Genomic DNA, 17,545 nt, shown 5'->3' with positions numbered 1-17,545 from the left:
TCCTTTCCGAAGACCGGTATCCACTTTTCGGGATCATGTTCCGTCAGAGCCAGTCAGGCAGGGAATCGAGGCCGATCAGGTCTTGGTAGCTGGGGCGCGGGCGGACCACGTGGTAGCGGTCGCCATCGACGAGGACTTCCGGTACGAGCAGGCGAGAATTGTAGGTGCTGGCCAGCACGGCCCCGTAGGCGCCCGCCGTGCCGATGGCGATGAGATCGCCGGCCTTGACCGCTGGAAGGTCGCGGTCCTGCGCAAGGAAGTCGCCCGTCTCGCAGACGGGGCCGACGACATCCGCCTTCATCCGCCTGGCGTCGGGAGCCGGCTCGGCGACCGGCCTGACGGCGTGATAGGCCTCGTAAAGCGTGGGTCTGATGAGGTCGTTCATCGCTGCGTCGACGACGACGAAGTTCCGGGCGTCGCCTTCCTTTACGTAGATGACCTCGCTCACGAGAATGCCGGCATTGGCCGCGATCAGCCGACCAGGTTCGAAGATCACCTTCAGGCCGAGCCGCTTCACGTGCTTATGCACGACCTGGGCATAAGCATCCGGCAGCGGCGGCGGGAGATTGTCTTCCTGATAAGGCACGCCGAGGCCTCCGCCAAGATCGACATGCTCTATTGCGTGGCCGTCGGCGCGCAGCGTCTCGGTCAGATCGGTCAGCAACGCGAATGCATCGTCGAAAGGCTGCAACTCGGTGATCTGACTGCCGATATGCATGTCGATGCCGGTGACACGCAGCCCCGGCAGGCCGGCGGCCCGTTCGTAGGCGGCCCTTGCGTCCTTCCACGGAATGCCGAACTTGTTTTCGGATTTGCCGGTGGAAATCTTCTTGTGGGTCCGGGCGTCGACATCCGGGTTGATGCGCAGCGAAACGGATGCGGTATGGCCGAGCGCCGTAGCGCGCTGCGACAGCATTTCCAGTTCCGGCAAGGATTCCACGTTGAAGCACAAGATGTCCGCTTCCAGCGCGAAATCCATTTCGCGGGGCGTCTTGCCGACACCTGAGAAGAGAATCTTGTCGCCGGGAATGCCCGCCGCCAGCGCTCGCCGCAACTCGCCTTCCGAAACCACGTCGGCGCCGGCGCCGAGATTGGCGAGGGTCTTCAGGACCGCCTGGTTGGAATTGGCCTTCATGGCGTAGCAGATGAGCGCGTCCAGCCCCGACAGAGCCTCGGCGAAAACCCGGTAGTGCCGCGTCAGCGTTGCCGTTGAGTAGCAATAGAAGGGAGTCCCGACGGCGGCGGCTATCTCCGGCAGGGCTACATCCTCGGCGTGGAGGATGCCGTCACGATACTCGAAATGGTTCACGTCGGGCGCTTTCGCTGGATAAAAGGCCTTAGATCAGGCCATCGAGAATGAAAGGACGGTCCTCGACCGGCTTCTCGGGCTCAGGCGGCAGGGGCTTGTCGTCGCGTTCCGCCTGTTTCCTGGCCTCGATGGCAGCGTCATAGGGCGTATCGAGATTGGCCTTGCGGCCGCAGGCGGCAAGCGCAAGCACGGCGCTGAGGGCGATAAGGGCGCAAATTCTGCTGGCGGTCATGTTCCGTCCGTACGGCCTGTGACTGTGGAAGGGGCTTTCTAGCCGCTTTTCGCGGCGCTTGCATCCCGTTTCAGGCGTTTCTTCCAGTTGCGGATCTGCCTGCGCACTTCCGTGGGCGCCGTTCCGCCATAGGAAGTGCGGCTTTTGACCGAGTTGGAGACCGACAGGACCGAGAAGACGCCGTCGGTGATCGCTGGATTGATCGCCTGCAACTCTTCGAGCACCAGTTTTTCCAGGCCGCATTTCTTCTGCTCCGCAAGTGCCACAGCGCGGCCGGTCACGTGATGGGCCTCGCGGAACGGCAGGCCCGCCTCGCGCACCAGCCAGTCGGCAAGGTCCGTCGCCGTGGAATAGCCGCTGCCGGCGGCCTTCTTCATGGCCTGCCTGTTGATCTTGAGATCGCCGACCATGCCGGTCATGGCGGCCAGCATGAGATCCAGCGTCTCAGCGGCGTCAAAGACACTCTCCTTGTCTTCCTGCATGTCCTTGGAATAGGCGAGCGGAAGGCCCTTCATGACCGTCAAAAGGCCAATGAGATCGCCATTGATGCGGCCGGTCTTGGCTCGGATCAGTTCGGCGGCATCGGGATTCTTTTTCTGCGGCATGATGGACGAGCCGGTGGAAAAGGCATCGGAGAGCCGCACGAAGTCGAATTGCGGGGTCGACCAGATAACGATCTCCTCCGCAAGGCGCGAAAGGTGCGTTGCACAAATGGCGGCGACAGAGAGGAACTCCAGCGCGAAATCACGGTCGGACACGGTGTCGATGGAATTGCGCGTGGGTTCGCGAAAGCCCAGCGCCTCCGCCGTCATGTGGCGGTCGATGGCAAAGCCGGTGCCGGCAAGCGCGGCTGCGCCGAGCGGGCATTCGTCGAGACGCTCGATCGCGTCGCGCACGCGCGAGCGGTCGCGGCCGAACATCTCCACATAGGCCATGAGGTGATGGCCGAAGGTGACGGGCTGCGCAGTCTGAAGGTGGGTGAAGCCGGGCATGACGGTGGCGGCATGTTCCTCGGCGCGGGCGAGGAATGCTTCGAGAAGCCGGCCGAGCGCAGCATCGGTGCGCTGCAGTTCTTCCTTCACCCAGAGGCGGAAATCAAGCGCCACCTGATCGTTCCGCGAGCGGGCCGTGTGCAGGCGGCCGGCGGCGGGGCCGATCAGTCTGGCCAGGCCGGCCTCGACATTCATGTGGATGTCTTCGAGCTTTGCCGAAAACTCGAACGTGCCGGCTTCGATCTCTGACAGGATCGTGTTGAGGCCGTGAGCGATCTTCTGTTCGTCTTCCGCCGGAATTATGCCAGTTTCAGAGAGCATGGCCGCATGCGCGAGGCTGCCGCGAATGTCCTGCGCATACAGCTTCCTGTCGAAGTCGATGGAGGCGTTGATGGCTTCCATCACGGCGTCCGGGCCTGAGGCAAAACGTCCGCCCCACATGCGGTTGCTGGCTTTGTCTTCGCTCATCGTGATAACCGGGTCCTGGAGTGATTTTATGCCGAACAAGAAATTGACCAAGCCGGCGTTTCGCATGGCCGCAATTGCCGCGGTCGCAGGCATCGTTGCCGGAGCGATTGCCGTATACGTCATGGGCACCGCCGATGGCAACAACGGCGCGCCGGCAAATGTCAGCGCAGCCACATCGGCGAAGGTCGCGGCGATCGATCCTCATATAAAAGGCGATGTCGCGGCCATGTTGCCGGCCGATCCGCCGCGTCCGCTTACCGACCTTGCCTTCAACGGTCCCGACGGTCAGCAGATGACTGTGGCGGATTTCGGCGGCAAGACAATCCTCATCAATCTCTGGGCTACGTGGTGCACGCCCTGCCGCGAGGAGATGCCGGCGCTCGACGCGCTTCAGCGAAAGATGGGCTCCGATGCGTTCGAGGTCGTGGCCGTCAATGTCGATCTCGGCGACGACACCAAGCCGAAGCGGTTTCTGGAAGAGACGAACATCACAGCACTTGCCTACTACCGCGACAACAAGATGAAGATTTTCAACGACCTCAAATCCCGCGGGCTGGCGCTCGGCCTGCCCGTCACCCTGCTTATCGACGACGAGGGGAACCTGCTCGCGCACATGAATGGGCCGGCGGAGTGGGACAGCGCGGACGCGGAGAGGCTGATCGAGGCGGCAATGGCCCCGCCAGAAGGCTGATGCACGCCTCGCACGGGGCGCTGCATGCGAATATCACTTTTCGCCGTTGACGGAGGCCACCTGTGTTTCGATCTGTAGCAATTTCAGCGGTCGGCATTGCACTTTTTGCGGGCGCGGTCGCAAGCGGACATGCGAGCGAGGTCAATTTGGTGCTGCCAGGCGAACAAGAAGTCGAGGAGATCCGCGTCGATTACGATTGCGGCACGTTCGAAATGTCCGTCGACTACGTCAATGCTGGGCCGGTTTCGCTGGCTGTATTCGAGATCGACGGCCAGCCCGTCGTTGCATCGAACGTGATATCGGCCTCTGGCGCCCGCTATGCGGGCGATGCCTTCATCTGGTGGGTCGAGGGCAAATCCGCCTCCCTTTTCGACCTGACGGCCGGCGAGGATGCGCCACCGCGGGCCGAATGCAAGGAGATCCCCGGCTGAGGATCGACTCGTACCCGGAACCCTGTCGTCTGCCGACGCATTCCTGTTATATTGAAGGTAATCCCGCGTAGCGCTGGATCGGAAGATCATTGCGGTCGCGCGCGTCGTACAACTTGCACGGGCAGGGCACAGCCAAACGGAGGCAGCAGGTGGGCTTCACAGAGTTTCGACGCAACAGGATGACGAAGCCCATATTCAGATGGGCCTCGCGCATCATGCCGCCCATTTCGGAGACGGAGCGGGAAGCGATCAATGCGGGGTCCGTGTGGTGGGACGGCGCGCTTTTCACCGGCAATCCCGACTGGAACGAGTTTCTTGCCATGCCCCCCGCCACGCTTTCGGACGAGGAGCAGGCTTTTCTGAACGGGCCGGTGCGCGAGCTGTGCGCCATGGTCGACGACTGGAAGCTCAACTGGGTGGACCGGGATTTACCCAAGGCCGTCTGGGATTTCATGCGCAAGAAAAAATTCTTCGGCATGATCATCCCCAAGGAATATGGCGGGCTCGGCTTTTCCAATACGGCCCATTCCGAAGTCGTTCGCATGGTCTCCTCCGCCAGCGTGGTTGCGGGCGTCACCGTGATGGTGCCGAACTCGCTCGGGCCTGGCGAACTGCTGATGCATTTCGGCACGGACGAGCAGCGCGATTATTGGCTGCCACGGCTGGCCGACGGTCGCGATATTCCCTGCTTTGGCCTGACTTCGCCGGATGCCGGCTCGGACGCCGCGGCGATGACCGATTCCGGCGTCGTCGAATACGGCACATGGAAGGGCAAGAAGACGCTCGGCGTGCGCCTCAACTTCCACAAGCGCTATATCACGCTGGGGCCTGTCGCCACTGTGATGGGGTTGGCTTTCAAGATGCACGACCCGGAGAACCATCTGGGGCGCGGCGAAGACCTGGGCATAACGGTGGCGCTGCTGCCGACCGATACGCCCGGCGTCAGCTACGGCGAGCGGCATATCCCGCAGTTCACTTTTTTCCAGAACGGCCCGCTCTACGGTAAGGATGTTTTCATCCCGCTGGAGCGGATACTGGGCGGCGAGAAGCAGATCGGCCAGGGCTGGACGATGCTTATGACGGCGTTGGCGGCCGGCCGCAGCATCTCTCTTCCTTCCCAGTCCGCCGCCTCTGCGGCGATGTGTGCGCGCGCAACCGGGGCCTATGCGCGTGTGCGAACGCAGTTCAACGTTCCCATTGCCATGTTCGAGGGCATTCAGGAGCCATTGGCCGAGATCGTTGGCAACGCCTATCTCATCGACGCCGCCCGGCGGGTGACGCTGGCCGCGCTGGACGAGGGGCACAAGCCTTCGGTGATCTCGGCGATCATGAAATATCATGCGACCGAGCGCATGCGCCGCTCCGTCGAGCACGCGATGGACATCCACGGCGGCAAGGCGATCATAGACGGTCCCCGCAACTATATGGGCAGCGCCTACCGTTCGGTGCCGATCGGCATTACGGTCGAGGGCGCGAATATCCTCACCCGCAACCTGATGATCTTCGGCCAGGGCGCCATCCGATCGCATCCCTATATGCTGGAGGAATTGCTCGCTCTTTCGGACGAGGACAAGGAGCGCGGGCTCGATGCCTTCGACAAGGCGTTCTGGAAGCATATCGGCCACGCATTCAAGAACACGGGTCGCGCCTTCGTTCGCGGCTGGTCGGGAGGACATGTGGGACCGGCGCCCGGGGATGCTGCCATGCCCCGGCACTGGAAGCGGCTGTCGCGCTACTCAAGCGCCTTCGCACTCGTTGCCGACCTGGCTTTGATGACGCTCGGCGGCTCGTTGAAGCGGAAGGAACTGATCTCGGCCCGACTGGGCGACATATTGGCCGAACTCTATCTGCTGGCAGCGGTTCTCAAGCGGTTCGAGACGGAGGGGCGCCAGGCCGACGACCGGCCGATCGTGGATTACCTCATGCTGGAGGGCGAAAGCCGCATCGGGCGCGCCTTCCGCGGCGTTCTCGACAATCTTCCGGCGCGGTGGGCGGCGTGGCTGACGCGGATCGTGGCCTTTCCCATGGGCGTGCCGGATCCCGCTCCATCCGACCGGCTGATTTCCAGGCTAGCCGGCATCATCACCCGGCCCTCGACCCAACGGGACCGGCTGACGCCGGACCTTTATCTCGGCGAAGGGCATAAGGAGCATCCGATCAAGGATCTCGAGGAGGCGTTCCGGCTGGTTGCGGAAATTGCGCCGATCGAAAAGAAGATGCGCCATGGAGACGAGCACGATGCGGAGGAAGCCCGTCGGAAGGGCCTGATCACGGCGGCTGAGTTCGATCATCTGGCGCAGGCGCGCGAGGCGGTTCAGCGGGTCGTCGCAGTGGACGCGTTTCCCATGGACGAGATCTCGCCCATCGCCAGCCAACACAGACCGGTGGCCAGCAAGTCGCGGCGACAGGCGGCCGAATAGAAAAATCGTCAAAAGTAACCCGATCTTCATAGATGGTGGCCTATCCTGAACGATAATACTGAGGGGGCGGGCATGGGACTGTTGGCGACGTTGCGCGGCATGTCCAATAAGGGCCGGTGGAAGCTGGCGAGTTGGACGATAATCGGTACGGCCGGTTGTGTCGGCGTTGCCATCGTCATCAATGTCATGTTTTTCCGTGCTTATGGCGAAGAGGTTCTGATACGCGCGCTTCTTTCGGCCGTTGTCATCCCGATAATCCTGGCGGGGCCGCTCTTCTTCTACCTTACCTTGAAGCTGCGCGAGCTCGTCATCGCCAACTACAAGCTGGCAGATGCCGCCGCCATCGATTTCCTGACGAAGTGCCTCAACCGCGGCGCGTTTTCCAAGCGCGTGGAAGATTGGCTCACGCATCGCGGCGATGAGAGTGCTTCACCGAGCGGGGCACTGCTCGTTATCGACGCGGATCATTTCAAGAAGATCAACGACCGTTTTGGCCATCATGAAGGCGATGTCGCCCTGAAGGCGATTGCGGACGCAATCCAGTCAGTGGTGCGCAAGGACGACCTGGTGGGGCGTCTGGGTGGGGAAGAGTTCGGGGTCTTCCTGCCGGGTGCGACCGAGCGAGCGGCGGCCAGCGTTGCCGAGCGCATTCGCCATGCGGTCAGTGACGTGGCGTTCGTGCCGCGCAGCAAAGAGTGCAGGTTGTCGGTGAGCGTAGGCTGCGCCGCGTTCGACCGGAAGACGGGATTCAGCGAACTGTTTCGTGTGGCGGACGAGCGCCTTTACGAAGCCAAGAACGCGGGCCGGAACTGTGTGGTATTCGGTGCGCTCGGCGAGGCTCCTCAGCCGATCGCATTGATGCATTGATACCGTTCTACCGGGTGGGCACCGGCGGGTCTTCCCGATAGTCGTAGAAGCCTCGGCCGGTCTTGCGGCCCAGCCAGCCGGCTTCCACATATTTCACCAGCAGCGGGCACGGGCGGTACTTGGAATCGGCCAGGCCTTCATAGAGCACCTGCATGATCGACAGGCAGGTGTCGAGGCCGATGAAATCGGCAAGTTGCAACGGGCCCATTGGATGGTTGGCGCCGAGTTTCATGGCCGTGTCGATAGCGTCGACCGAGCCCACGCCCTCATAAAGCGTGTAGATGGCCTCGTTGATCATCGGCAGCAGGATGCGGTTGACGATGAAGGCGGGAAAATCCTCGGCAACGGTAATCGTCTTGTCGAGGCTTTCGACGAAGCCGCGCGCGGTCTCGAAGGTCGTATCTTCGGTGGCGATGCCGCGCACCAGTTCCACCAGCTTCATCACCGGCACCGGGTTCATGAAGTGGATGCCGATGAAACGCTCGGCCCGATCCGTCTGCGCGGCCAGCCGGGTGATGGAGAGGGACGAGGTGTTCGAGGCGATCAGCGCTTCGGGATTGAGAAGCGGGCAGAGCTGGCTGAAAATCTTGCGCTTGACCGTCTCGTCTTCCGTGGCGGCTTCGATGACGAGATCGACGTCGGTCAGATCGTCGAGCCTGGTAGCGGGCGTGATGCGGGCAAGGGATTCCTGCCTGAGCTTGTCTTCCATCTTGCCTGAAGACACCTGGCGGGCCATGTTGCCGCTGATCGTGGCAATGCCGGCCTCGATCCGGTCCTCGGAAATATCGTAGAGTTTGACCTTGTAGCCGGCCTGCGCCGCCACATGTGCAATGCCGCTGCCCATCTGGCCGGCGCCTACAATCCCGACCGTCTCAATCTTGCCCGTCATCTCACCGATCCCATCGCAGGGCCTAAACCGCCCATGCATGATTGTTGTTGCAGCGCAAACTATAACATTTTACAGCCCGGTGGAATCACCTGATATCCGCGTAAGTGCGGAAAAAGAAAGCGGAGCGGACCAGCCGCCCCCTTTCGACATTTTGCGTGCGTCCGGCACGAACCAAGCAGCTGCCGGCTACAGCATCGGCCCGAAAATCGGAATCGATCTTCGGAGAGCACGATGCGTAGATTCAAACTGTTAGAGCGTCCTTGGTGCGTCCGAATAATCGCACGGCGCTCTAAAGCGCTTTCTCAAGCTCGGGCAGCGCGTCGAACAGGTCGGCAACGAGGCCGTAATCGGCGACCTGGAAGATCGGCGCTTCCTCGTCCTTGTTGATGGCGACGATGACCTTGGAATCCTTCATGCCGGCCAGATGCTGGATGGCGCCGGAGATGCCGCAGGCAATATAGAGGTCGGGGGCGACGACCTTGCCGGTCTGTCCCACCTGCCAGTCGTTCGGCGCATAGCCGGCGTCCACGGCGGCGCGCGATGCGCCGACGGCGGCACCCAGCTTGTCGGCGACAGGAAGGATGACTTCCTCGAATTTCTCGGCCGAGCCGAGCGCACGGCCACCGGAGATGATAATCCTCGCAGAGGTCAGTTCCGGGCGGTCGCTTTCCTCGATCTTGTTCTCGATGAAGGAGGAGAGGGCGGGATCGGCGGCGGCCTCTACGCTTTCGATGCTGGCCGAACCGCCTTCGCCGGCCGCTTGGAAGGACGAGGTGCGCACCGTGATGACACGCTTGGCGTCGGCCGATTCCACGGTCTGGATCGCGTTGCCGGCATAGGTCGGCCGCTTGAAGGTTTTCTCGTTCATCACCTCGATGATGTCGGAGACCTGCATGACGTCGAGCAGGGCGGCCACGCGCGGCATGACGTTCTTGCCCATCGTGGTGGCGGGCGCGACGAATGTGTCGTAGCCGTCGGCGAGCCCCACGATCGTGGCGGCAAGCGGCTCGGCCAGGCGCTCGGTCAGCGCGTCGCTTTCGACGAGGAGCACCTTGCGAACGCCGGCGAGTTTGGCCGCCGCGTCAGCGGCTGGCTTTGCACCCTTGCCGGCGACCAGGATATCGATGTCTGAGCCGATCTTCGAAGCCGCCGAAAGCGCCTTGGCCGTCTGCTCGGACAGCGACTGGTTGTCGTGTTCTGCGATGAGGAGAATTGCCATTGTCGTTCCTTTCCTATCGCGCGATCAAAGCACGCCAGCTTCGTTCTTGAGCTTGTCGACCAGTTCGGCGACCGACCCCACCTTGATGCCCGCCTTGCGGCCGGCCGGCTCTTCGGTCTTCAGAACCTTGAGGCGCGCCTTGATCTCGACGCCGTAGTCACCGGGCACCTTCTGGTCGAGCGGCTTCTTCTTGGCCTTCATGATGTTGGGCAGGGAGGCATAGCGCGGCTGGTTGAGACGCAGATCGGTGGTGACGATGGCCGGCAGCTTCAATTCGACGACCTGCAGGCCGCCGTCGACTTCGCGCGTGACCTTGGCCTTGCCGTCGGACAACTCGACGCTGGAGGCGAACGTGCCCTGGGACCAGCCGAGCAGGGCGGCCAGCATCTGGCCGGTCTGGTTCGCGTCGTCGTCGATCGCCTGCTTGCCGAGAATGACGAGTTCGGGCTTCTCCTCCTCGGCCACGGCCTTGAGGATCTTGGCTACGTCCAGCGGCTCGACCGTCTCGTCGGTCTTGACCAGGATGGCACGGTCGGCGCCCATGGCGAGCGCGGTGCGCAGCGTTTCCTGGGCCTTTTCCGGACCGATAGAAACGGCGACGATTTCCTCGACCTTGCCGGCCTCCTTCATGCGGATCGCCTCTTCCACGGCGATCTCGCAGAACGGGTTCATGGCCATCTTGACGTTGGCCAGTTCGACGCCGGAACCATCCGCCTTTACGCGCGGCTTCACATTCGCGTCGATGACCCGCTTTACCGGTACAAGGACTTTCATGCGCATTCACCCTTTCTGACGAAATTTCACAGCGCTGGATAACAGCTATGGGACCCGACCTTTAGCCGAAAGCCGACATGGTTGGGGAAAAAGCAGACATCGCCGCGACGGCTGCCCGTTCACCCTGCCACGGCGCAGGTTCTGCCGGAAGCGGCGGGACCGTAGAGAGGCCTGACGCGCACGTCAATAGATGGGGGAGACAACGCCGCGGCCAAAATCGATTAGCGCCCCCAATGCGGAGGCGGCCTGGTGTTTTCGGCCGGTCTGGGCGCATCGAGTTCGGCCGCTTCCGGCTTGACGATCTGGCGATCGAACAGCGGAACGCCCCGGCGGCGCATGAGGACGACGAGCACGACGCCGGCAAGGATGCCGCCGATATGGGCTGCCCAGGAGACCTGGTTTTCCCGGTCGAGCACGAACATGGCGAACTGGTAGGCAATCCACAGTGCCAGGACGAAGACGGCGGGGACACGCAACGGTATCCGGGCGAAGGCCAGCACCCAGACCTTGACCCGCGGATGCAGCACCAGATAGGCGGCGACGATGCCGGCCACGGCTCCCGACGCGCCGATCAACGGGGCTTGGGAATCGGGCACTACCATCCCATGGAAGGCCGCGCCGGCGACCGCGCAGGCGAGATAAAAGAGCAGAAAGCGGAAATGGCCCAGCGCATCCTCGATATTGTCGCCGAACACCCAGAGAAAAAGCATGTTGCCGCCCAGGTGGAGGGCATCGGCATGCAGGAACGAATAGGTGACATAGGTGAAGGGCGCCGGAACGAGCTCCAGTTCCGGCGGCAGAACGGCAATGTCGTAGGCGACGGAGGGGATGTAGCCGAGTCCGATGGCCGCGATCTGCGCGAAGTCGGTGCCCCCGACCGAGGTCATCAACCACACGAGGACGTTGATCGCTATGATCGTCAGCGTCACATATTGGCGCTTGATATGGGTGAGGCTGTTGGCATCGTGCAACGGTATGAACATCGGGACCTCCCCCGGCCCCGAGCCGGTTCAAACAGTCTCTTAGCGGTTCTGACCGGGAACCCATAGCACGTCGTTTGCGCCATTGTCATTGACGGCTCGGGCGGCCACGAACAGGAAGTCGGAGACGCGGTTGATGTAGCGGATGGCCTCGGGCCCAACCGTTTCGTCAGGTTGCCGCGATAGGTCGATCATCAGCCTTTCGGCCCTGCGCGCCACTGTGCGCGCCAGATGCAGATGGGCGGCGGCAGGCGAGCCGCCGGGCAGGATGAAGGATTTGAGCGGCGACAGAAGCGCGTTGAGCGTGTCGATATCCCGCTCCACGCGCTCGACCTGCGAGGCAACGATGCGCAAGGCCTCGTAGGCGGGTTCCTTGCCGGTGTCCGGTGTGGCCAGGTCGGCGCCGAGATCGAACATGTCGTTCTGAACCCGCATCAGCATCGCGTCGATCTGCGGCATGGAGGCAGTGTGCAGGCGCGCCATGCCGATGCAGGCATTGGCCTCGTCCACGGTGCCGTAGGAAGCGACGCGCAGATCGCTCTTCAGCCGGCGTTCGCCGGTGCCAAGTCCCGTAGTGCCATCGTCGCCGGTGCGCGTATATATCTTGTTCAGCTTCACCATGTCCGTCAGCTACCCTTGTAGCGCGCATAGTACATTGCCAGCACGACGAGCACGATAGCCACGAACTGCAAGGCCACGCGCGCCTGCATCAGCTTGTTCGAGGTGTTGGCGGAGCCGCCGCGCATCATGTTGACGAGGCCGCGGATCAGCACGAATACGACCGCGATCATGACAAGGACGGTGAGGATATTGAAGACTGTGGACATGGTCTCGGTCTCTTTCGTGGCTATGACGATTCCAGGGGCCGTTGAAGCCGGTTTTCCTTATGCCTGGGTGGAGAGGAAGCGATAGAACAGGCCCGCAGGAAGGAGGCGCTTGAGTGCAGCCCCGATCTTCGCCGGCTTGGTGACGAGATAGTGCGGACGTGGGCGCGCGTGAAGAAGTGCGTGGCGCAAAACCGCGTGAACGGCTTCGGGGCCGAGCTTCATCAGCGATTGGCTCCCGCCCGACCCCATACGCCTGAGCTGGACTTCATAGTCGTCGCGATAGTGCGAGTTGTCGCGGTCGATATTGCGTTCGAACCAGGCAAGCGCGTTTGAGGCAAAGCGGGAATCGATCGGGCCGGGTTCGATCAGGGAGACGTGGATCCCGGTACCCGCCAGCTCCTGGCGCTGGCAAAGCATCAGGCCCTCAAGCGCGTGCTTGGAGGCTACATAGGCGCCACGATGCTTGACCGGCAGCAGCCCCAGAATGGAGGAGCAATGCACCAGACGCCCGTGGCCCTGGACGCGCATCGCCGGCAGGACCCGCCTTGTCAAATCGTGCCATCCGAAGAAATTTGCCTCGAACTGCTCGCGCAGGGCTTCGACGGGCAGGTCTTCCACGGCGCCGGGTTGGGCGTAGGCGCCGTTGTTGAAAAGCGCGTCGAGCGAGCCGCCGGTGCGTTTCAGAACGGCCTTCGCCAGCGCTTCGATCGAGTTCGCGTCGCGGTAGTCGAGATAGAAGGCTTCAATGCCGTCCTCTTCTTCCAGTGCGGCAAGATCTTCGGGCCTGCGCGCCGTGGCGAAGACGCGCCAGCCTTCCTTCGCCAGCGCGCGGGCGCAGCAGGCACCGATGCCGGACGAGGCACCGGTGACGATTATCGTCTTTTTCGAATCCATCTTTCGATGACCTGTCCGCGCTGGTTGCCTATAAGCCAAGTCTTTCACATATTCGAGCAGACGGAACAATCGAGAGGTGAAGCGTGCGCAGCATCGTGGCTATCCGTCGCATCGGCAGAGATGCTTTCGGACATTTCAATGCCGACGACGGTTGGGCGATGTCCAGCCATGTGGCCATTTCGGCGCTCATGGCGCTGTTTCCCTTTCTGATCTTTGCTACGGCGCTGGCCAGTTTCATGGGCGCGGACGCCTATGCGGAGGACGCCGTCGACCTCATTTTCGATACCTGGCCGGATGAGGTGGCCGAGCCGATCGCAAGGGAAGTGCACAATGTGCTCGGTGTGCGGCGCGGAGGGGTGCTCACCTTCGGCGTGGTGCTGGCCGGTGTGTTCGCCTCCAACGGGGTGGAGGCGCTGCGGCTCGCGCTCAACCGGGCCTACCGCGTCCGCGAGGAGCGCTCGATATTCTTTCTGCGCATGCAGAGCCTGCTGTACGTGCTGGTGGCGACGATAGGCTTCCTGACCATCAGTCTGCTTTTGGTCGTGGCGCCCGTGGTGTTGCAGATCGCAAGCGACAATCTGGAGTGGCTCGCGCCTTATACCGGCACCATCACCTTCTGGCGCTATGCGATCGCGCTGACGATCCTGGTGCTGGCGCTGGTGCTGGTGCATCTGTGGCTTCCCGGAGGAAAGCGTTCGGTGTTGGACGTGCTGCCCGGCATCGCCTTCACGCTGCTGGGCTCGCTGCTCGGTTCCAGCCTTTTCGCGGCCTATCTGAGCCGCTTCAGCAGCTATGCCAACACCTATGCCGGGCTGGCGTCGATCATGATCGCCGTGGTCTTCCTGTACATACTTTCGGCGATGTTCATCCTTGGTGGCGAGCTGAACGCGGCCATCATGCGCTACCGGGAAGCCCGGCGCGCCGTGATAGACGCAGCGTAGAGAGCGCCACGCCAAAGGTGGTGATGGCGATGCCACCGATCTGCACAAGGGTCAGCGTCTCGCCGAACAGGTACCAGGCCATGACGGCCGTGACGGCCGGCACGAGGTAGAACAGCGAGGCCACCCGCGCCACCTCGCCTTTTTCGATCAGGAACATCAGCAGGAAGATGGCGCCGACCGACAGGACCAGCACGAGCCAGCTCATGGCGAAGATCAGTTCGCCGTTTATGACGAAGCGGCCCTCCTCCAGAAGCAGCGAGGCGATGAAGGTGACTGTACAGCCGCCGGCATATTGCCACAGTGCACCGGAGATCAGGTCGGCGTTGACGACGAAGCGCTTCTGCCAGACGGTGCCCGCGCTCATGGCCAGGACGGCGATCAGCCCTGCCGTCACGGTCGCTGCCGTGACGCCGCCTGAGATCGCGCCGAGCTTTGGGGCAAGGACGATGGCGACGCCAAGCAGGCCGACGACGAGCCCCAGCCAGTGACGCGGACTGACCTTCTCGCCAATGAAGGCGCCGGCCAGTATGGCCGTCAGCATGGGCTGCAGGCCGATGATAAGGCCCGCCAGACCGGCTGGTAGCCCATGGGCGATCGCCCAGAAGACGCCGCCGAGATAGACCCCGTGCATGAGCATCCCGGCGATCGTCGCATGTGCGCTCACACGCGCGGAAAGCCGTCTTGCGCCGAGAAAAGGGATGAGCGCCAGCAGGAGAACAAAGGTGATGGCGAAGCGCACCCAGAGGAACGTGAACGGGTCGGCCCATGGCATGGCATAGCGCGCGCCGATGAAGCCTGTGGCCCAGAGGACGACGAACAGCGCCGGGACCACGCTCGATGCGCGGGGTAGTGAGGCCAAGGCAGGATATTCCTGTTTTCGGGTTCTTGTGAACATTGTGAGCGCAAGGAAAACGAAAGTTTTTCGTGCCAGTGTCAAGGGCACTGAACGTTCATTGACTTGAACCAGCCGGCACGGGGCAACCGCATGCTGATGAAGCTCGATTCCACCTGGCTCCTGTTTGCCATCGCGGCAGTCGCAATGCTGTCCTTCATCTTTTCAATGGCCCTGGATGCGGTGATGAAGGAGGCTGGCTTTGGCGTGGCGGGCAGCGCCGTCGTCATCACGGCGGCATTCTTCGGCACGGTCTATGCGGCCAACTGGCACGGGCTCCGCTTCAACAGTCTGCTCGACGCCGTGCTGGCTGGGGTGGGCGGCGCGTTCGTCGTGCTGCTTGTGCTCGTGCTGATCAAGTCGGCCCTGCTCAGGCTTCTTTAGCGCTCAGGTCACTTCGTCCAACCCCACCATTCTTGCGATATCCGCTGGCGTCGCGCCGGCCTGACGTAGCGCTGCGATGCCGGTGTCTCCCTGAGACTTCGACAGCTTTCGGCCATCCAGGTCCCGTATCAGGGCATGGTGGTGGTAGCGGGGAACGGGCAAGCCCATCAGTTCCTGGATAAGGCGGTGGACGGCGGTGGCGAAGAAGAGATCGCGGCCGCGCACGACGTGGGTAATGCCCTGCACGGCATCGTCCACCGTGACGGCCAGGTGGTAGCTGGTGGGCGTTTCCTTGCGGGCGATGACCACGTCGCCCCATGCGCGGGGGTCGGCGGGGATGAGGCCAGTCTGTCCCTGCGGTCCCGCGCCTTCTTCGTCCCAGTCGATGCCGTGGCCGAGGGCTGCGCAAGCATTTTCAATGTCCAGCCGCCACGCGAACGGCGCGCCGTTCGCGATGAGCCGCTTTCGTTCGGACGGGCTGCGCTCGCGGTCCAGGGAGGGGAAAAGCGGTGCTCCGTCGGGATCGCGGGGCCAGAGAGTTCCTTCCGCCTCCGCCTCGGCGATGAACGCGCGCAGGTCGCCGCGTGTCATGAAGGACGGGTAGATGAGGTTGGCATCTTCCAGCCGGTCGAGTGCTGCCCGGTAGTCCTCGAAGTGATCCGACTGGCGGCGCACCGGCAGCTCCCACTCGATGCCCAGCCATTCGAGATCCCTGTAGATTGCCTGCTCCCGTTCCGGCGAACACCGGCTCGTGTCGATGTCTTCGATGCGCAGGAGAAAGCGCCCGTCCGCCTTGCGCGCCAGCCGGTAGTTCAGCATCGCAGAATAGGCATGGCCCAGATGGAGGGCTCCGTTGGAGCTTGGCGCGAAGCGGAAGACAGGAACTGTCATCAAGGTCGCCGGAAACGGGTTGTGGGCCTCATGGGGTGATTGCTACGATCGTCGGCCTCCGGACGCAAGGACCACCATGCAGCGCATCGAAACCCTCGAAGACATCGCCCTCGGGCTTGAAGCCCTGGTGGCGCTGGACGGGCGCCTTGCCGCCGTGCACCGCGCCTCCGGCGACATTCCGCTCAGGCGCAATGCGCCGGGCTTTGCCAGCCTTGCATCCATCATCGTATCGCAGCAGGTGTCGCGGGCGAGCGCCGACGCTATATTCGGCAGGCTGTGCCGGCTGATCGATCCGCTGACGGCCGAAAACCTCCTCGTCGCCGGCCAGGGGCCGCTCGTCGAGGCTGGACTTTCAAGGGCGAAGCAGCGGGCCATGACCGGCTTGGCGGAGCATGTCGCGGGCGGAGCGATCGACCTCGACGCGCTTTGTGCGCTACAAGCCGAGGAGGCGATCACGCTGATGACGGCGCTGCCCGGCGTGGGGCCATGGACCGCCCAGGTCTATCTGCTTGTCTCGGCGGGGCATGCCGATGTGTTTCCGGCAGGCGATGTGGCGCTCCAGGCAGCAGTGGCGCAAGCGCTCGGTTGGGAGGTGCGGCCCGACGCGAGCCGGCTCGCGCTGGAGGCCGAATCATGGCGGCCCTGGCGCTCCGTGGCGGCGCGTCTTTTTTGGGCCTATTACCGGGAAATGAGGGGTCGCGAGGCGCTGGCGGTGGGCTGAATGAGCTGAAAAGGCCCCAAATCGAGCTGAGAATCGGCAAAAGCCAGCCCAAATGGCACCTTTTGCCGGGTCATTATTCTTAATAACCGCTTCACATTCCTGTCATCACCTGCTTACAGTATCCGTCTCGATCGATCTGCGTAGCGAAGGAGCTTCAAGAACGTGACGATCGCTGTTTCGCCGGACGGGATGCCCGCTCTGGTGTTGAATGCGGACTACCGTCCGCTGAGCTACTATCCCCTGTCACTGTGGTCGTGGCAGGATGCCATCAAAGCCGTGTTCCTCGACCGGGTGAACATCGTCGCCGAGTATGAGCACGCAGTCTCCTCGCCATCCTTTTCGATGCGGGTTCCCAGCGTCGTCAGCCTGAAGTCCTATGTGAAGCCTTCGCGCTATCCCGCCTTTACGCGATTCAACGTCTTCCTGCGAGACCGTTTCCAGTGCCAGTATTGCGGCGCCCATGAGGATTTGACCTTCGATCATGTGGTGCCTCGGCGCCTGGGCGGGGTCACGTCATGGGAGAATGTGGTGGCGGCCTGTTCGCCCTGCAATTTGCGGAAAGGCGGGGTGATGCCGGTCAAGGCGAGGATGTGGCCGCAGCAGAAGCCTTTCCGGCCGACCGTCCACGACCTGCACAATAACGGCCGGCTTTTTCCGCCGAACTATCTGCACGAAAGCTGGATGGACTATCTCTACTGGGATGTCGAACTGGAGCCGTGACGG

20 protein-coding genes are annotated in these 17,545 nt (G+C 62.7%); 8 read left to right on the top strand and 12 right to left on the bottom strand.

Going from position 1 to position 17,545, the window contains the following annotated elements:
* Positions 1 to 43: 43 nt before the first annotated feature.
* From lysA to argH, 3 genes are read right to left on the bottom strand one after another with little or no spacing between them, the layout of a single operon-like run.
* Positions 44 to 1,309, bottom strand: coding sequence for a diaminopimelate decarboxylase (lysA, locus tag N1058_RS11005; protein WP_265517579.1), 1,266 nt, complete (start codon positions 1,307 to 1,309; stop codon positions 44 to 46).
* Between the two features lie 28 nt (positions 1,310 to 1,337).
* Complete coding sequence (lptM, locus tag N1058_RS11000) at positions 1,338 to 1,541, bottom strand: LPS translocon maturation chaperone LptM (protein ID WP_265517578.1); 204 nt, start codon at positions 1,539 to 1,541, stop codon at positions 1,338 to 1,340.
* 38 nt (positions 1,542 to 1,579) lie between these two features.
* Positions 1,580 to 3,001, bottom strand: a complete 1,422-nt coding sequence (gene argH, locus N1058_RS10995) for an argininosuccinate lyase (protein ID WP_265517577.1) — start codon at positions 2,999 to 3,001, stop codon at positions 1,580 to 1,582.
* A gap of 28 nt (positions 3,002 to 3,029) precedes the next feature.
* Here argH and tlpA point away from each other — a divergent pair, with 28 nt between their 5' ends.
* The 4 genes from tlpA to N1058_RS10975 all read left to right on the top strand — a co-directional run bounded on the left by tlpA (position 3,030) and on the right by N1058_RS10975 (position 7,410).
* Positions 3,030 to 3,692 (top strand): thiol:disulfide interchange protein TlpA, encoded by a 663-nt coding sequence (gene tlpA / locus N1058_RS10990; protein ID WP_265517576.1) that lies wholly within the window; start codon positions 3,030 to 3,032, stop codon positions 3,690 to 3,692.
* Between the two features lie 62 nt (positions 3,693 to 3,754).
* Positions 3,755 to 4,123 carry an MliC family protein gene (locus tag N1058_RS10985; RefSeq protein ID WP_265517575.1) on the top strand — a complete coding sequence of 123 codons (369 nt, stop codon included), beginning with the start codon at positions 3,755 to 3,757 and terminating at the stop codon, positions 4,121 to 4,123.
* A 149-nt stretch (positions 4,124 to 4,272) separates the two neighbouring features.
* Positions 4,273 to 6,543: an acyl-CoA dehydrogenase gene (locus N1058_RS10980; RefSeq protein WP_265517574.1), complete on the top strand. Its 2,271-nt coding sequence runs from the start codon at positions 4,273 to 4,275 to the stop codon at positions 6,541 to 6,543.
* A gap of 72 nt (positions 6,544 to 6,615) precedes the next feature.
* Positions 6,616 to 7,410, top strand: coding sequence for a GGDEF domain-containing protein (locus tag N1058_RS10975; RefSeq protein WP_265517573.1), 795 nt, complete (start codon positions 6,616 to 6,618; stop codon positions 7,408 to 7,410).
* 7 nt (positions 7,411 to 7,417) lie between these two features.
* Here the strand turns inward: N1058_RS10975 and N1058_RS10970 are convergent, their stop codons facing one another.
* The 7 genes from N1058_RS10970 to N1058_RS10940 all read right to left on the bottom strand — a co-directional run bounded on the left by N1058_RS10970 (position 7,418) and on the right by N1058_RS10940 (position 12,993).
* On the bottom strand, positions 7,418 to 8,299 hold the full coding sequence (locus tag N1058_RS10970) for a 3-hydroxybutyryl-CoA dehydrogenase (protein WP_265517572.1): 882 nt from the start codon (positions 8,297 to 8,299) through the stop codon (positions 7,418 to 7,420).
* Positions 8,300 to 8,588: 289 nt separating this feature from the next.
* Positions 8,589 to 9,518, bottom strand: coding sequence for an electron transfer flavoprotein subunit alpha/FixB family protein (locus N1058_RS10965; RefSeq protein WP_265517571.1), 930 nt, complete (start codon positions 9,516 to 9,518; stop codon positions 8,589 to 8,591).
* A gap of 24 nt (positions 9,519 to 9,542) precedes the next feature.
* On the bottom strand, positions 9,543 to 10,292 hold the full coding sequence (locus tag N1058_RS10960; protein ID WP_265517570.1) for an electron transfer flavoprotein subunit beta/FixA family protein: 750 nt from the start codon (positions 10,290 to 10,292) through the stop codon (positions 9,543 to 9,545).
* Between the two features lie 221 nt (positions 10,293 to 10,513).
* Complete coding sequence (locus tag N1058_RS10955) at positions 10,514 to 11,275, bottom strand: rhomboid family intramembrane serine protease (RefSeq protein WP_265517569.1); 762 nt, start codon at positions 11,273 to 11,275, stop codon at positions 10,514 to 10,516.
* Between the two features lie 39 nt (positions 11,276 to 11,314).
* A complete protein-coding gene (locus tag N1058_RS10950; protein WP_265517568.1) occupies positions 11,315 to 11,893 on the bottom strand; it encodes a cob(I)yrinic acid a,c-diamide adenosyltransferase in 579 nt (192 codons plus the stop codon).
* A gap of 5 nt (positions 11,894 to 11,898) precedes the next feature.
* Positions 11,899 to 12,099: a twin transmembrane helix small protein gene (locus N1058_RS10945; protein WP_265517567.1), complete on the bottom strand. Its 201-nt coding sequence runs from the start codon at positions 12,097 to 12,099 to the stop codon at positions 11,899 to 11,901.
* 57 nt (positions 12,100 to 12,156) lie between these two features.
* On the bottom strand, positions 12,157 to 12,993 hold the full coding sequence (locus N1058_RS10940; RefSeq protein ID WP_265517566.1) for an SDR family oxidoreductase: 837 nt from the start codon (positions 12,991 to 12,993) through the stop codon (positions 12,157 to 12,159).
* Between the two features lie 83 nt (positions 12,994 to 13,076).
* Between N1058_RS10940 and N1058_RS10935 the strand changes: the two genes are divergently transcribed.
* Positions 13,077 to 13,934 carry a YihY/virulence factor BrkB family protein gene (locus N1058_RS10935; protein ID WP_265517565.1) on the top strand — a complete coding sequence of 286 codons (858 nt, stop codon included), beginning with the start codon at positions 13,077 to 13,079 and terminating at the stop codon, positions 13,932 to 13,934.
* Here the strand turns inward: N1058_RS10935 and N1058_RS10930 are convergent.
* The gene (locus N1058_RS10930) at positions 13,888 to 14,793 is read right to left on the bottom strand and encodes a DMT family transporter (RefSeq protein ID WP_265517564.1); all 906 of its coding nucleotides are present in this window, start codon (positions 14,791 to 14,793) and stop codon (positions 13,888 to 13,890) included. The two genes, N1058_RS10935 and N1058_RS10930, sit on opposite strands and share 47 nt — an antisense overlap.
* A gap of 126 nt (positions 14,794 to 14,919) precedes the next feature.
* Between N1058_RS10930 and N1058_RS10925 the strand changes: the two genes are divergently transcribed.
* Positions 14,920 to 15,210 carry a hypothetical protein gene (locus N1058_RS10925; RefSeq protein WP_265517563.1) on the top strand — a complete coding sequence of 97 codons (291 nt, stop codon included), beginning with the start codon at positions 14,920 to 14,922 and terminating at the stop codon, positions 15,208 to 15,210.
* Positions 15,211 to 15,213: 3 nt separating this feature from the next.
* Here the strand turns inward: N1058_RS10925 and gluQRS are convergent, their stop codons facing one another.
* Positions 15,214 to 16,101, bottom strand: a complete 888-nt coding sequence (gene gluQRS, locus N1058_RS10920) for a tRNA glutamyl-Q(34) synthetase GluQRS (protein ID WP_265517562.1) — start codon at positions 16,099 to 16,101, stop codon at positions 15,214 to 15,216.
* 76 nt (positions 16,102 to 16,177) lie between these two features.
* Here gluQRS and N1058_RS10915 point away from each other — a divergent pair, with 76 nt between their 5' ends.
* Both N1058_RS10915 and N1058_RS10910 read left to right on the top strand, forming a co-directional pair.
* Entirely contained in the window at positions 16,178 to 16,822 is a 645-nt protein-coding gene (locus N1058_RS10915; protein ID WP_265517561.1) for a DNA-3-methyladenine glycosylase family protein, read from the top strand.
* Positions 16,823 to 16,984: 162 nt separating this feature from the next.
* A complete protein-coding gene (locus N1058_RS10910) occupies positions 16,985 to 17,542 on the top strand; it encodes an HNH endonuclease (protein ID WP_265517560.1) in 558 nt (185 codons plus the stop codon).
* Positions 17,543 to 17,545: the final 3 nt, after the last annotated feature.

It is taken from the genome of Nitratireductor luteus, assembly GCF_026162365.1.
Classification (GTDB): domain Bacteria; phylum Pseudomonadota; class Alphaproteobacteria; order Rhizobiales; family Rhizobiaceae; genus Chelativorans; species Chelativorans luteus.
The sequence above is the reverse complement of the archived record's forward strand: the minus strand, read 5'-3'. Positions and strand labels throughout refer to the sequence as shown.

Excerpts from the sequence above, each read along its gene's own strand:
- N1058_RS10955 (WP_265517569.1), bottom strand. The coding sequence starts at position 11,275 with ATGTTCATACCGTTGCACGATGCCAACAGCCTCACCCATATCAAGCGC.
- N1058_RS10925 (WP_265517563.1), top strand. The coding sequence starts at position 14,920 with ATGCTGATGAAGCTCGATTCCACCTGGCTCCTGTTTGCCATCGCGGCA.
- N1058_RS10915 (WP_265517561.1), top strand. The coding sequence starts at position 16,178 with ATGCAGCGCATCGAAACCCTCGAAGACATCGCCCTCGGGCTTGAAGCC.
- N1058_RS10975 (WP_265517573.1), top strand. The coding sequence starts at position 6,616 with ATGGGACTGTTGGCGACGTTGCGCGGCATGTCCAATAAGGGCCGGTGG.
- N1058_RS10960 (WP_265517570.1), bottom strand. The coding sequence starts at position 10,292 with ATGAAAGTCCTTGTACCGGTAAAGCGGGTCATCGACGCGAATGTGAAG.
- tlpA (WP_265517576.1), top strand. The coding sequence starts at position 3,030 with ATGCCGAACAAGAAATTGACCAAGCCGGCGTTTCGCATGGCCGCAATT.
- argH (WP_265517577.1), bottom strand. The coding sequence starts at position 3,001 with ATGAGCGAAGACAAAGCCAGCAACCGCATGTGGGGCGGACGTTTTGCC.
- N1058_RS10940 (WP_265517566.1), bottom strand. The coding sequence starts at position 12,993 with ATGGATTCGAAAAAGACGATAATCGTCACCGGTGCCTCGTCCGGCATC.
- N1058_RS10965 (WP_265517571.1), bottom strand. The coding sequence starts at position 9,518 with ATGGCAATTCTCCTCATCGCAGAACACGACAACCAGTCGCTGTCCGAG.
- N1058_RS10945 (WP_265517567.1), bottom strand. The coding sequence starts at position 12,099 with ATGTCCACAGTCTTCAATATCCTCACCGTCCTTGTCATGATCGCGGTC.
- lptM (WP_265517578.1), bottom strand. The coding sequence starts at position 1,541 with ATGACCGCCAGCAGAATTTGCGCCCTTATCGCCCTCAGCGCCGTGCTT.
- gluQRS (WP_265517562.1), bottom strand. The coding sequence starts at position 16,101 with ATGACAGTTCCTGTCTTCCGCTTCGCGCCAAGCTCCAACGGAGCCCTC.
- N1058_RS10970 (WP_265517572.1), bottom strand. The coding sequence starts at position 8,299 with ATGACGGGCAAGATTGAGACGGTCGGGATTGTAGGCGCCGGCCAGATG.
- N1058_RS10950 (WP_265517568.1), bottom strand. The coding sequence starts at position 11,893 with ATGGTGAAGCTGAACAAGATATATACGCGCACCGGCGACGATGGCACT.